8 protein-coding genes and 3 rRNA genes are annotated in these 14,698 nt (G+C 49.5%); all 11 read right to left on the bottom strand.

From position 1 onward, the window contains the following. Nucleotides 1-34 precede the first annotated feature (34 nt). Nucleotides 35-517, bottom strand: a complete 483-nt coding sequence (locus M1Q06_RS00055) for a glutathione peroxidase (protein WP_434400859.1) — start codon at nucleotides 515-517, stop codon at nucleotides 35-37. Between the two features lie 115 nt (nucleotides 518-632). Continuing rightward, nucleotides 633-748, bottom strand: a 5S ribosomal RNA gene (gene rrf / locus M1Q06_RS00050). Nucleotides 749-811: 63 nt separating this feature from the next. Beyond that, nucleotides 812-3,743 (bottom strand): 23S ribosomal RNA (locus tag M1Q06_RS00045). Nucleotides 3,744-3,933: 190 nt separating this feature from the next. Next, nucleotides 3,934-5,484, bottom strand: a 16S ribosomal RNA gene (locus M1Q06_RS00040). The 16S, 23S and 5S rRNA genes sit together here, the layout of an rRNA operon. 298 nt (nucleotides 5,485-5,782) lie before the next feature. Beyond that, nucleotides 5,783-8,377: a DNA gyrase subunit A gene (gene gyrA / locus M1Q06_RS00035; protein ID WP_434400857.1), complete on the bottom strand. Its 2,595-nt coding sequence runs from the start codon at nucleotides 8,375-8,377 to the stop codon at nucleotides 5,783-5,785. Nucleotides 8,378-8,407: 30 nt separating this feature from the next. Next, a complete protein-coding gene (gene gyrB / locus M1Q06_RS00030; protein WP_058382262.1) occupies nucleotides 8,408-10,336 on the bottom strand; it encodes a DNA topoisomerase (ATP-hydrolyzing) subunit B in 1,929 nt (642 codons plus the stop codon). Nucleotides 10,337-10,382: 46 nt separating this feature from the next. Further along, nucleotides 10,383-10,592 carry a hypothetical protein gene (locus tag M1Q06_RS00025; RefSeq protein WP_121299409.1) on the bottom strand — a complete coding sequence of 70 codons (210 nt, stop codon included), beginning with the start codon at nucleotides 10,590-10,592 and terminating at the stop codon, nucleotides 10,383-10,385. 6 nt (nucleotides 10,593-10,598) lie between these two features. Next, nucleotides 10,599-11,711 carry a DNA replication/repair protein RecF gene (gene recF / locus M1Q06_RS00020; protein WP_121299407.1) on the bottom strand — a complete coding sequence of 371 codons (1,113 nt, stop codon included), beginning with the start codon at nucleotides 11,709-11,711 and terminating at the stop codon, nucleotides 10,599-10,601. Then, entirely contained in the window at nucleotides 11,701-11,940 is a 240-nt protein-coding gene (gene yaaA / locus M1Q06_RS00015; protein WP_058382265.1) for a S4 domain-containing protein YaaA, read from the bottom strand. The genes recF and yaaA overlap by 11 nt, the downstream gene beginning before the upstream one ends. Nucleotides 11,941-12,047: 107 nt before the next feature. Next, nucleotides 12,048-13,184, bottom strand: a complete 1,137-nt coding sequence (gene dnaN / locus M1Q06_RS00010) for a DNA polymerase III subunit beta (protein ID WP_434400855.1) — start codon at nucleotides 13,182-13,184, stop codon at nucleotides 12,048-12,050. Nucleotides 13,185-13,354: 170 nt separating this feature from the next. After that, complete coding sequence (dnaA, locus tag M1Q06_RS00005; RefSeq protein ID WP_058382267.1) at nucleotides 13,355-14,698, bottom strand: chromosomal replication initiator protein DnaA; 1,344 nt, start codon at nucleotides 14,696-14,698, stop codon at nucleotides 13,355-13,357.

Here is a 14,698-nt window from a genome sequence, read left to right as displayed (position 1 = left end):
AACTGACAAAAGTAAAACTATTCCGACTAATGGATCATAAAATTTTCTGTATATCTTTCTCCATTTGTTCCGGTTCAACTTGAGGTTCGTAACGTTGAATAATAGTTCCTTGGCGATCAATTAGAAACTTAGTAAAGTTCCATTTAATCTCTTCACTTACGTCATTTGTACCCCAGGAAGTCAAATACTTAAAAAGTGGATCAGCAAGTTCTCCATTTACGTCTATTTTAGAAAAGACGGGAAAGCTCACTCCGTAATTCTTACGACAAAACTCCTGTGTTTCCTTTTGCGTGTGGAATTCCTGATCATTGAATTGACCGCTAGGAAACCCGAGAATTTCTAAACCTTGATCTTTATATTTCTCATACAGATGCTGTAAACCCTCAAACTGCGGAGTTAGCCCGCATTTGCTTGCCGTGTTGACAATAACCAATGGCTTCCCCTTAAAATTTTCTAGTTGTTCCATGTTGCCATCCGCTTGCTTTACTTCATAAGTATATAAATTACTCATCTTCATTCCACCTCTCCTTATCTTTAGCCTACCTTTGAAAAACTATCTTCACAAGAAATAAGAAAAACTTTCATACAAAAAAGACCGCTACCGGAATGAACCGGTAACGGCCTTTCTACTTGCCCAGCGACGTCCTACTCTCACAGGGGGAAACCCCCAACTACCATCGGCGCAAAAGAGCTTAACTTCCGTGTTCGGGATGGGAACGGGTGTGGCCTCTTTGCCATCATCACTGGACTCTTGAGCTTGTTCGCTCAAAACTGGATAAATCGACATTGGGGAAACTTGCGTTTCAGTTTGTTGGTTAAGTCCTCGATCGATTAGTATTCGTCAGCTGCACGTGTCGCCACGCTTCCACCCCGAACCTATCTACCTCATCGTCTTTGAGGGATCTTACTTGCTTGCGCAATGGGAAATCTCATCTTGAGGGGGGCTTCGTGCTTAGATGCTTTCAGCACTTATCCCGGCCACACATAGCTACCCAGCGATGCTCTTGGCAGAACAACTGGTACACCAGCGGTGTGTCCATCCCGGTCCTCTCGTACTAAGGACAGCTCCTCTCAAATTTCCTGCGCCCGCGACGGATAGGGACCGAACTGTCTCACGACGTTCTGAACCCAGCTCGCGTACCGCTTTAATGGGCGAACAGCCCAACCCTTGGGACCGACTACAGCCCCAGGATGCGATGAGCCGACATCGAGGTGCCAAACCTCCCCGTCGATGTGGACTCTTGGGGGAGATAAGCCTGTTATCCCCGGGGTAGCTTTTATCCGTTGAGCGATGGCCCTTCCATGCGGAACCACCGGATCACTAAGTCCGTCTTTCGACCCTGCTCGACCTGTCCGTCTCGCAGTCAAGCTCCCTTGTGCCTTTACACTCTGCGAATGATTTCCAACCATTCTGAGGGAACCTTTGAGCGCCTCCGTTACTCTTTAGGAGGCGACCGCCCCAGTCAAACTGCCCGCCTGACACTGTCTCCCAAGCCGCTAAGGCTTGTGGGTTAGAAGTTCAATACAACCAGGGTAGTATCCCACCGACGCCTCCCCCGAAGCTGGCGCTCCGGGTTCTCTGGCTCCTACCTATCCTGTACAAGTTGCACCAAAATTCAATATCAGGCTACAGTAAAGCTCCACGGGGTCTTTCCGTCCTGTCGCGGGTAACCTGCATCTTCACAGGTACTATAATTTCACCGAGTCTCTCGTTGAGACAGTGCCCAGATCGTTACGCCTTTCGTGCGGGTCGGAACTTACCCGACAAGGAATTTCGCTACCTTAGGACCGTTATAGTTACGGCCGCCGTTTACTGGGGCTTCGGTTCGCACCTTCGCTTGCGCTAAGCACTCCCCTTAACCTTCCAGCACCGGGCAGGCGTCAGCCCCTATACGTCACCTTACGGTTTTGCAGAGACCTGTGTTTTTGCTAAACAGTCGCCTGGGCCTATTCACTGCGGCTCTCTCGGGCTATTCACCCTACCAGAGCACCCCTTCTCCCGAAGTTACGGGGTCATTTTGCCGAGTTCCTTAACGAGAGTTCACTCGCTCACCTTAGAATTCTCTTCTCGCCTACCTGTGTCGGTTTGCGGTACGGGCACCTCCCGCCTCGCTAGAGGCTTTTCTTGGCAGTGTGAAATCAGGGACTCTGAGGTTAAACCTCTTGCCATCACTGCTTGATGTACATAGAAACGGGATTTGCCTCGTTTCTCATCTCACAACTTGGACGTGCACAACCAACGGCACGCTCACCCTATCCTTCTGCGTCCCCCCATTACTCAAACGGCGGGGAGGTGGTACAGGAATATCAACCTGTTGTCCATCGTCTACGCCTATCGGCCTCGACTTAGGTCCCGACTAACCCTGAGCGGACGAGCCTTCCTCAGGAAACCTTAGGCATTCGGTGGACGGGATTCTCACCCGTCTTTCGTTACTCATACCGGCATTCTCACTTCTAAGCGCTCCACCAGTCCTTCCGGTCTGACTTCAACGCCCTTAGAACGCTCTCCTACCACGGACATCTACGATGTCCATCCACAGCTTCGGTAATCCGTTTAGCCCCGGTACATTTTCGGCGCAGTGTCACTCGACCAGTGAGCTATTACGCACTCTTTAAATGATGGCTGCTTCTAAGCCAACATCCTGGTTGTCTAAGCAACGCCACATCCTTTTCCACTTAACGGATATTTGGGGACCTTAGCTGGTGGTCTGGGCTGTTTCCCTCTTGACTACGGATCTTATCACTCGCAGTCTGACTCCCAAGCATAAATCACTGGCATTCGGAGTTTGTCTGAATTCGGTAACCCGGGATGGGCCCCTAGTCCAAACAGTGCTCTACCTCCAGGATTCTCTTCTTGAGGCTAGCCCTAAAGCTATTTCGGAGAGAACCAGCTATCTCCAGGTTCGATTGGAATTTCTCCGCTACCCACACCTCATCCCCGCACTTTTCAACGTGCGTGGGTTCGGGCCTCCAGTAAGTGTTACCTTACCTTCACCCTGGACATGGGTAGATCACCTGGTTTCGGGTCTACAACTGCATACTCACTCGCCCTATTCAGACTCGCTTTCGCTGCGGCTCCGGCTTCTCACCTTAACCTTGCATGCAATCGTAACTCGCCGGTTCATTCTACAAAAGGCACGCTATCACCCATTAACGGGCTCTAACTACTTGTAGGCACACGGTTTCAGGATCTATTTCACTCCCCTTCCGGGGTGCTTTTCACCTTTCCCTCACGGTACTGGTTCACTATCGGTCACTAGGGAGTATTTAGCCTTGGGAGATGGTCCTCCCGGATTCCGACGGAATTTCTCGTGTTCCGCCGTACTCAGGATCCACTCTGGAGGGAACGAACTTTCAGCTACGGGGCTATTACCCTATCTTGCGGACCGTTCCAGGTCGCTTCGCTTAATCCGTTCCTTTGTAACTCCGTATAGAGTGTCCTACAACCCCAGAAGGCAAGCCTTCTGGTTTGGGCTGATCCCGTTTCGCTCGCCGCTACTTGGGGAATCGCATTTGCTTTCTCTTCCTTCAGGTACTTAGATGTTTCAGTTCCCTGAGTCTGCCTTCTCATGTGCTATGTATTCACACATGGATACTGCTCCATTACGAACAGTGGGTTTCCCCATTCGGAAATCCCCGGATCACAGCTCACTTACAGCTCCCCGAGGCATATCGGTGTTAGTGCCGTCCTTCTTCGGCTCCTAGTGCCAAGGCATCCACCGTGCGCCCTTATTAACTTAACCACTGAATGGTCAAAAAAAATAAGTTGATCGCAAAGCGATCACGCTACTTGATGCTTGTTTCTTAATCAATGTCGATCTATCCAGTTTTCAAAGAACAAGTTTGAAAGTCAATCCTTGCGGAGTGAACCTTCAAAACTGAACGCAAAACGTCAACCCGATTCGTGAGAATCGGTTCCGATATTATCCTTAGAAAGGAGGTGATCCAGCCGCACCTTCCGATACGGCTACCTTGTTACGACTTCACCCCAATCATCTGTCCCACCTTCGGCGGCTGGCTCCCGTAAGGGTTACCCCACCGACTTCGGGTGTTACAAACTCTCGTGGTGTGACGGGCGGTGTGTACAAGGCCCGGGAACGTATTCACCGCGGCATGCTGATCCGCGATTACTAGCGATTCCGGCTTCATGCAGGCGAGTTGCAGCCTGCAATCCGAACTGAGAACGGTTTTCTGGGATTGGCTCCCCCTCGCGGGTTTGCAGCCCTTTGTACCGTCCATTGTAGCACGTGTGTAGCCCAGGTCATAAGGGGCATGATGATTTGACGTCATCCCCACCTTCCTCCGGTTTGTCACCGGCAGTCACCTTAGAGTGCCCAACTGAATGCTGGCAACTAAGATCAAGGGTTGCGCTCGTTGCGGGACTTAACCCAACATCTCACGACACGAGCTGACGACAACCATGCACCACCTGTCACCGCTGTCCCCGAAGGGAAAGCCTAGTCTCCTAGGCGGTCAGCGGGATGTCAAGACCTGGTAAGGTTCTTCGCGTTGCTTCGAATTAAACCACATGCTCCACCGCTTGTGCGGGCCCCCGTCAATTCCTTTGAGTTTCAGCCTTGCGGCCGTACTCCCCAGGCGGAGTGCTTAATGCGTTAGCTGCAGCACTAAGGGGCGGAAACCCCCTAACACTTAGCACTCATCGTTTACGGCGTGGACTACCAGGGTATCTAATCCTGTTTGCTCCCCACGCTTTCGCGCCTCAGCGTCAGTTACAGACCAGAAAGTCGCCTTCGCCACTGGTGTTCCTCCACATCTCTACGCATTTCACCGCTACACGTGGAATTCCACTTTCCTCTTCTGCACTCAAGTCCCCCAGTTTCCAATGACCCTCCACGGTTGAGCCGTGGGCTTTCACATCAGACTTAAAGGACCGCCTGCGCGCGCTTTACGCCCAATAATTCCGGACAACGCTTGCCACCTACGTATTACCGCGGCTGCTGGCACGTAGTTAGCCGTGGCTTTCTGGTGAGGTACCGTCAAGGTACCAGTAGTTACTTGGTACTTGTTCTTCCCTCACAACAGAGTTTTACGATCCGAAAACCTTCTTCACTCACGCGGCGTTGCTCCGTCAGACTTTCGTCCATTGCGGAAGATTCCCTACTGCTGCCTCCCGTAGGAGTCTGGGCCGTGTCTCAGTCCCAGTGTGGCCGATCACCCTCTCAGGTCGGCTACGCATCGTGGCCTTGGTGAGCCGTTACCTCACCAACTAGCTAATGCGCCGCGGGCCCATCCTGCAGTGACAGCCGAAACCGTCTTTCCGTGCAGCCTCATGAGAGGCCGCAAACTATTCGGTATTAGCACCGGTTTCCCGGAGTTATCCCGATCTGCAGGGCAGGTTGCCCACGTGTTACTCACCCGTCCGCCGCTAAGATAATGGAGCAAGCTCCACTATCTCCGCTCGACTTGCATGTATTAGGCACGCCGCCAGCGTTCGTCCTGAGCCAGGATCAAACTCTCCATTATAGAGTAGTATTGATTGCTCAATAGTTGCTGGCGTATCGCCGTCCCGAAAGACGCGCGATTCGCTTGATCTGCCGAAGCTGATCAGTACGTTTGCCGCGATCACTCGCGACTGTATTGTTGACGTTTTGCTGTTCAGTTTTCAAGGTTCATGTTGTGCGCCTTGTTTTGGCGACTTGATAAATATACCACGCCTTATTATTCACGTCAACAGTTTTAAGAAAAAACTTTTCCTTTCTGAAATTTTCTTTCTCAATAGAAAGAAAAGAGCTTGCCGAACCATCGGCAAGCTCTTACAAAATTACTCTTCTTTCGGATCTTCTTCTATACTATCCGCCGTTTCATCTTCAACAACCTCATCCTCTGTATAGACATCTGCTTCTACACTTTCTTCGATGAGTGCTTCTACGTTATCTTCTGAAACTGGTTCTGTCTCTTCATCAACTTCTGCTGCTTCTGCATCATCCAAATCTTTTTTCACTTTGGTAACGGTAGCCACAACCTCTTCGTCTCCAAGACGGATCAATCGGACCCCTTGCGTGTTTCTTCCAGTCGTTGAAATATCTTCTACATCCATACGAATCAGCACGCCATGTTGTGTAATCAGCATGATGTCTTCTGTTCCATTTACAGCACGGACAGCTACTAGCGGCCCGTTCTTTTCTGTAATGTGGCAGGTCTTGATTCCCATACCGCCTCTGGATTGGACACGGTATTCGGATTCTTTTGTTCGCTTGCCATAACCATTTTCCGTGATGACCAGGATTTTATCATCCGTCTCTAATGTCTCCATCCCGACGACTTGATCGCCTTCACGTAGACGGATGCCCCGGACACCGCTTGCTGCGCGTCCCATACTGCGGATATCCGTCTCTGGGAATCGGATCAATGCACCATCACGGGTTCCGATAACAATTTCTTTGTTGCCGTCAGTCATCTTGACTGAAATCAATTCATCGTCTTCACGCAAGTTGATGGCAATTAACCCGTTTTGTCGGATATTCGCATAGTTGCTCACCGGAGTCCGCTTGCTCAGGCCACCGCGTGTAGTGAAGAAGAAGAAATCATCTTCTCTGAATTCTTCAACACGGATCACGGCTGTTACTTTTTCGTTTTTGCCGATTTCCAATAAGTTCACTAATGGCAAACCTTTCGCAGTCCGGCCGTACTCAGGAACCTGATAGCCTTTCTTGCGATAGACTTTCCCTTCACTTGTGAAGAATAGGATCGTATCGTGTGTTGATGTATATAGAAGATGTTCAACGAAATCATCATCGTTGGTTCCCATTCCTTGTACACCACGTCCGCCACGTTTCTGGCTGCGGTACGTATTGGCAGGCAAACGTTTGATGTAGCCGTTGTGCGTGAGCGTCAATACGGAAGCTTCACGTGGGATAAGGTCTTCATCTTCGATCATCTCAGAGCCGCCAACAGTGATTTCCGTTCTGCGGGGATCGTTGAAGCGCTCTTTGATTTCAAGGATTTCTTCACGGATGATCTCGAGGATCTTCGATTCGTCCGCAAGAATTGCACGCAACTCGTTGATGAGTGCGATGAGCCCTTGGTATTCCTCTTCAATCTTATCCCGTTCGAGACCGGTCAAACGTTGAAGGCGCATGTCCAAGATGGCTTGGGATTGACGCTCGGACAAATTGAAATCATTCATCAAACCGTTGCGTGCTTCTTCAGTCGTTTGCGACCCACGGATCAAAGCAATGATGGCATCGATATGATCTAGTGCGATGCGCAAGCCTTCAAGAATATGCGCGCGGTCTTCCGCTTTTTGCAGGTCAAATTCTGTGCGGCGGCGGATAATGACTTTCTGATGCTCCAGGTAATGATAAAGAACATCTTTCAAGCCAAGAACTTTCGGTTGGCCGTCGACGAGCGCGAGCATATTGATGCCGAAGCTTGTCTGCATCGCTGTCTGTTTGTACAAATTGTTCAATAGGACATTAGCACTCGCGTCTCTGCGCACTTCGATGACGACGCGCATTCCGTTACGGTCGGATTCGTCGCGCAAGTCGGTAATACCGTCGATTTTTTTATCGCGCACCAATTCTGCGATTTTCTCGATCAGACGCGCTTTATTGACTTGATAAGGAAGTTCGTGGATGAGGATTACTTCCTTGCCGTTCGGCTTCGTTTCGATTTCAACGACCGCACGGATCAACACCGAACCTTTTCCGGTTTCGTAAGCACGGCGGATGCCGCTCCGTCCGAGGATGATGCCTCCGGTCGGGAAATCGGGCCCTGGAAGGAACTCAAGCAATTCTTCTGTCGTAATAGCCGGATTTTCAGCCAAAGCCAGAACCGCATCGATCGTCTCGCCCAGATTATGAGGTGGGATATTGGTAGCCATCCCGACCGCGATTCCGGAAGTCCCGTTGACAAGCAAGTTCGGGAATCTACTTGGGAGGACAATCGGTTCTTTTTCCTGACCGTCATAGTTTTCCTTGTAATCAACCGTGTTTTTATTTAAATCACGCAAAAGTTCCATGGAAATTTTTGACATTTTGGATTCTGTGTAGCGCATTGCTGCTGCTGCGTCGCCATCGACAGAACCGAAGTTCCCGTGGCCGTCGACGAGCATATAGCGATAGCTGAAATCCTGAGCCATCCGTACCATCGTTTCATAAACTGCGCTATCACCGTGCGGGTGATATTTACCGATTACGTCACCGACAATACGTGCTGACTTTTTATAGCCTTTATCCGCTGTGATCCCGAGGTCATGCATGGCATATAAAATACGCCGATGCACCGGCTTCAAGCCGTCCCGGACATCTGGCAACGCACGTGAAACGATGACACTCATTGCATAGTCAAGGAATGATGTGCGCATCTCCGTGCTGATATTTATTTCTTCTACTCCGCTGCCTGGCCGTTCCGCCATATCCGCAGCCTCCTCTCAACTCTTGTTGCGTTATACATCCAAGTTCTTCACATAACTAGCGTTTTCTTCAATGAAATTGCGGCGCGGTTCCACGTCGTCCCCCATTAACATATGGAAGGTCTCATCCGCTGTCATCGCGTCTTCAAGCGTGACTTGCAGCAAGGTACGGAAATCAGGATCCATCGTCGTATCCCATAATTGAGTGGCATTCATCTCGCCGAGCCCTTTATAGCGCTGAACGTGCGGCTTAGGCGATCCCGGAAGTTTTGCCAATGCTTCTTTCAGCTGCGCATCCGAATAAACATAATCGACATGCTTGCCTTGTTTAATCTGGAATAGAGGCGGCTGTGCGATATAAATATAGCCCGCTTCGATCAATGGACGCATGTAGCGGAATAGGAAAGTCAGCAGTAAGGTCCGGATATGGGCGCCATCGACATCGGCATCGGTCATGATGACGACTTTATGGTAACGCGCTTTATCAAGATTGAACTCTTCACCGATGCCGGTTCCGAGTGCGGTAATGATATTGCGGATCTCTGCGTTTACAAGAATTTTATCTAGACGAGCTTTTTCTACATTGAGGATTTTTCCGCGCAAGGGCAAAATCGCTTGGAAGTGGCGATCTCGGCCGGATTTTGCGGATCCGCCCGCTGAATCGCCCTCTACGATGTAGATTTCGCTGATTTTCGGGTCGCGCGAAGAACAGTCTGCGAGTTTACCTGGCAAACTTGATACTTCAAGGACCGATTTACGGCGCGTGAATTCGCGTGCTTTTTTAGCCGCCATCCGGGCATGGGAAGCCATGATGCCCTTTTCGATGATTTTCTTGGCGGTTGATGGATTTTCCAGCAAGAAGCGTTCAAATCCGTTAGAGAATAAATTATTGACGATGGTCGATACTTCAGTATTGCCGAGCTTTGTCTTGGTCTGGCCTTCGAATTGAGGGTCCGGATGCTTAACGGAAATGATCGCCGTCAATCCTTCCCTTACGTCTTCACCAGTCAAGTTCGCTTCAGCGTCTTTTAACAAGCCATTCTTGCGGCCGTAATCGTTAATGACGCGCGTCAACGCCGTTTTAAAGCCGGATTCGTGCGTTCCGCCTTCATGGGTGCTGATATTGTTCGCGAATGAAAAGATATTTGCCGCAAATCCGCCGTTGTATTGCATCGCGACTTCGACATTGATGCCGTCCCGCTCCGACTCGACGAAAATCGCTTCTTCGTGAAGCGGGTCTTTCGATTTATTCAAATGCTCGACGTAGGATTTGATCCCACCTTCATAGTGGTATTTCTTTTCCTGCTCCAAGCCTTCCCGTTCATCAGCGACCACGATTTTCAAGCCGCGGTTCAAATAGGCGAGCTCGCGGAGGCGGTGATCCAGGATATCGAATTCATAAACCGTTGTTTCTTTAAAGATCTCCCCGTCCGCTTTAAAACGGATCGTTGTGCCGGTCTTGTCGGCTTCGCCGATGACGCCAAGTTCTTTTTTGACTGCGCCGCGCTCAAATTGAATGAAGTGGCGCTTGCCGTCCCGGTGCACATAAACTTCCGTTGTCTCGGACAAAGCATTGACGACTGATGCGCCAACGCCGTGGAGGCCGCCGGATACTTTATAACCGCCGCCGCCGAATTTACCGCCGGCATGAAGAACCGTCATGATAACTTCAACAGCCGGACGACCCATTTTTTCTTGCATATCGACTGGAATACCGCGGCCGTTATCTTCCACGCGGATCCAATTGTCTTTTTCGATTGTGACGCGGATTTCATCGCAATAGCCGGCAAGGGCTTCGTCGATGCTGTTATCCACGATTTCCCACACTAAATGGTGCAGTCCTCTCGATCCCGTAGAACCGATATACATGCCCGGCCGTTTCCGTACCGCTTCTAAGCCTTCCAATACCTGAATCTGATTGGCGCCATAAGATTGCTCAAGATTCGTATCTTCCATAGCCATTCCGTTCACCTGCTCTTTCTTACAACTCATTATTTCCATTGACCGGTTATAACCTGTTTTGCTGAATTTTATTCAAAAGTGCCTGGGGCCGATAAGGGGACCCGTAGACGAAATCATCAGTGACGACGTAGGATTTCACTGCTTCAGGCGGAACTAAAAGCCGCGTAAAAGCAGAGTGGACATACTGTTCATGATGGACCACCGCAAGGATTTCCGTGACGGCAATCAATTGGGATGCTCCGATCTGGACATACATATATGTTCACTCCTTGACCGTTCCTTTCGATACTTCGAAAAGACGGGCGCTTTGAATGGTCTCGTGCTGGATGCCTTCGACACTAGTGGTCGTGACAAAGGTCTGCACGGAGCCGCGGATAGTGTTGAGCAGATGCGATTGTCGGTAATCGTCCAGTTCAGAAAGCACGTCATCGAGCAAGAGAACCGGCGCTTCGCCGACTTCCTGCTTGATCAGCTCAATTTCCGCCAACTTCAAAGACAGGGCGGTCGTGCGCTGCTGTCCCTGTGAACCGTAAGTCTGGACGTCATAGCCGTTGACGATGAACTGCAGATCGTCTCGGTGCGGGCCGACTAGCGTTACGCCACGGTCGAGTTCCCGCTTTTTCACTTCCTGCAGCTTTTGCTCTAAAAAGGACGCCATTTCAGCAGGCGTCCATTCGGGCTTCAACCCACTAATCGGCTGGTAGCGGATTTCCAGTTTTTCAAGCCCACGGGAAATACCGTGGTGAATCGGCTCTGCCCATTTTTGCAGCAATTCCATGAACTGGAATCTTTTTTGTATAATTTTTACAGCAGCTTCAATGAATTGTTCGGTGTACACCTCGAACATGACGTCATTGATCGCTTGTTTGCCGTAATGCTGCTTCAATATATGGTTGCGCTGTTTCAACAGCTTCTGGTAATTGACGAGATCGTGGAGATAGACCGGTGAAATCTGGCCAATTTCCATATCGATGAAGCGGCGCCTGACTTGTGGGCTGCCTTTGACTAAATGCAAGTCTTCAGGAGCGAACATGACGACGTTCAATTGGCCGATATAATCGCTCAGCCGCCTCTGCTCCAGGTGGTTCACTTTCGCTTTTTTGCCTTTTTTAGAAAAGCTGATTTCAAGCGGCAGTTTGCCATATTTCCGGAGCACATCAGCTTTAATTTTACCATATTCCGCGTCCCAGCGTATCAATTCTTTGTCATTGCTCGTCCGGTGGGATTTCGCCATCGATAAAACATAGAGCGATTCCATGATATTGGTTTTGCCTTGCGCGTTCTCGCCGATAAAGACGTTGATCTCCGGCGAAAAGTCGAGCTTAAGCGTTTCATAGTTGCGGTAATTGACTAACTCGAGGTTGTCAATCCGCATCGAAGCTCATGCCTTCGGCGACAACGATGCGGAATTCCCCCGTCCCCGGTATGTTCACAGTATCTTCCGGACGCAATTTGCGCCCTCTGCGGTCTTCCGCTTCTCCGTTCACGAATACTTCATGTTCGCTTAAAAACCATTTGGCCATTCCGCCTGAACTGATTGTGTCTGTCATTTTAAGCAGCTGTCCCAATGTAATAAATTCTGTCTCAATACCGATTTCCTTCAAAATGCACTCATCCTTCGATTCGTAGTCTATCCCTTTATTTTACCCTATTTGCCCTCATAAGTAAAAAGGATAGCCTTTATGGGCTATCCTGAGGGTTTTGATGCTAATTAATATGTCCGGACAGGAAGAATCAACTGAAGAATTGAGTCATCCAAGGCCGATTTCAAAATGAATGGGCGCATCGCTCCAGTGAACTGGATAACGACATCTTGGCCATCGATCGCTTTCAAAGCATCCATCATGAACTTCGCACTGAAGGAAATCTTCAGCTCTTCGCCGTCGACGCTTTGTGCCTGCAATTGCTCTTCGACTTTCCCGACTTCCGGGGAATTCGAGGAGACTTCCACTTCGCTGCCTTCGTTTGTAGAGAAGCGCACGACGTTATTGCGTTCTTCACGCGCAAGTAGTGACGCACGGTCGATTGCCTGAAGCAATGAACGGCCGTTTACCGTTACCGTCGTTTTGTATTCAGACGGGATGAGGCGTGATGTATCCGGGTAGTTTCCTTCCAATAGACGGGAAAAGAACAAGATGTGCTTGGATTTGAACAACACTTGCTGGTTGGTCATGACGATTTCAACCGGATCGGACGTGTCATCGAGGATTTTGTTCAATTCATTCAAGCTTTTCCCTGGAATGATGACGCTGTACTCCCCTTCCGGTAAAGTTTCGAGTTTCGTTTTGCGGCGTGCCAAACGGTGGCTGTCGGTTGCAACACAAACCAGCTCCCCGTCTTTTACTTCCCAATGAACGCCAGTAAGTACCGGGCGCGTTTCAGAACTGGACACGGCAAATACCGTTTCTCTATTGATGGTTTTCAACAAATCCGCTGGAATCGTGAAAATGCGGTCGTCTTGGATATCCGGCAATTGTGGATAATCCATTGCGTCAAGCCCGATCAAGTGGAATTCGGATTTTCCTGAACGGATATGCGTCTGGAAATTGCCGTTGATTTCGATTTCGACTTCATTAGTCGGCAATTTGCGGACGATTTCCCCGAATACTTTTGCTTGAAGGACGATGCTTCCGCCTTCAGTGACATCGATCAATTGTTTTCCATCCTCTTCTGCTGGGATGAAAGTTTGGATCGTGATATCTGAGTCACTTCCTGTTAAGCGCATTCCTTCTGTAGAAACATCCATCTTGATCCCAGTCAAAATCGGAATCGTTGTTTTTGAACTGACTGCTTTCATTACATCGTTTAAACCTTCAACTAATCGCTCACGTTTTATCTCGAATTTCATTCTCGAACCTCGCTTATATATATATTTTAGTTATTAGTACTTAAAGACAGTAATAGTAGTAGGGGCTGTGAATATGTGGATAAGCCCGATATGAGCAATAAAAGCAGCTTATCCACATGTAGACAAACTGTGCATAAACTGCTTAAGAAAATCGGGGGTTATCCACAGCCTTATTTCCCGAGTGCAGATCGAATTTCTTTAATATCCTGCTGAAGCTGCTGGTTCTCTTTCAGCATCGTGTTGATCTTTTCGTGCGCATGGATGACCGTCGTGTGATCGCGGCCGCCGAATTCCTCGCCGATTTTCGGCAACGAGAAATCCGTCATTTCGCGCGATAAATACATCGCGATTTGACGTGGATACGCAATATCCTTCGTGCGGCGCTTCGTTTTGAAATCATCCAATTTGACGTTGAACTGTTCGCCGACTGCGTTTTGGATGTCCAAAATGGTGATCACTTTCGGTTTGGAGTTCGGCATGATGTCTTTTAAGGCTTCTGCCGCAAGCTCTGCGCTCATGTCCCGGTTGATCAGGGAGGAATAAGCGACGACGCGGATCAAGGCGCCTTCGAGCTCGCGGATGTTGGAATCGATTGAATTGGCGATATAGGTCATGACATCGTTCGGGATGTCCAGGCCGTCCGCTTTGGCTTTTTTGCGCAAAATGGCAATCCGCGTTTCCAAGTCCGGCGGCGTGATATCGGTGATCAATCCCCATTCAAAGCGCGATCTTAAGCGGTCTTCGAGTGTCGGGATCTCTTTTGGCGGCCGGTCGCTCGAGATGATGATCTGCTTGGATTCTTCGTGCAGCGTATTGAATGTATGGAAGAATTCTTCCTGTGTCTGCTCTTTTCCGGCTAAAAATTGAATATCGTCAATGAGCAAAATATCGACATTGCGGTATTTATTGCGGAAATCGACGGTCTGGTTGTCACGGATCGAGTTGATGAACTCGTTGGTGAATTTTTCCGACGACAAATAAACCACTTTGGCGTCTGGGTTGTGTTCAATGACATAATGTCCGATTGCGTGCATAAGGTGGGTCTTGCCAAGTCCTACGCCTCCATAGATGAAAAGCGGGTTATAAGCTTTTGCCGGTGCTTCGGCGACAGCCAGCGATGCAGCGTGCGCAAAGCGGTTGCCGGAACCGATGACGAATGTGTCAAAGGTATATTTCGGGTTCAGCATGCCCGGCAAAAACTCTTGCTGCTCCGCCTGCCCCGGTTTGACACGGGGAGCGGGAAGCTGGAAATCATCCATATCCTGATCTTTTGGCACCACAAATTTAATAAGCGCTTCGTCCCCTGTCAGATCTGTCAAAATGCCGGTGATCAAGTGCACATAATGGTTTTCAAGCCAGTCGCGCGCAAATGAATTTGGGGCTGAAATGGTCACAGTATCTTCTTTATAGGACAAGAGCTTGGTAGATTTGAGCCAAGTTTCAAAACTGGGCTTGGAGATTCTTTTCTCGACTTGGGCTAAGACACTCGACCAAATTTCGTCTAAGTGTTCCAA

Source organism: Planococcus sp. 11815 (assembly GCF_051096385.1).
Classification (GTDB): Bacteria; Bacillota; Bacilli; order Bacillales_A; family Planococcaceae; genus Planococcus; species Planococcus citreus.
The sequence above is the reverse complement of the archived record's forward strand: the minus strand, read 5'-3'. Positions and strand labels throughout refer to the sequence as shown.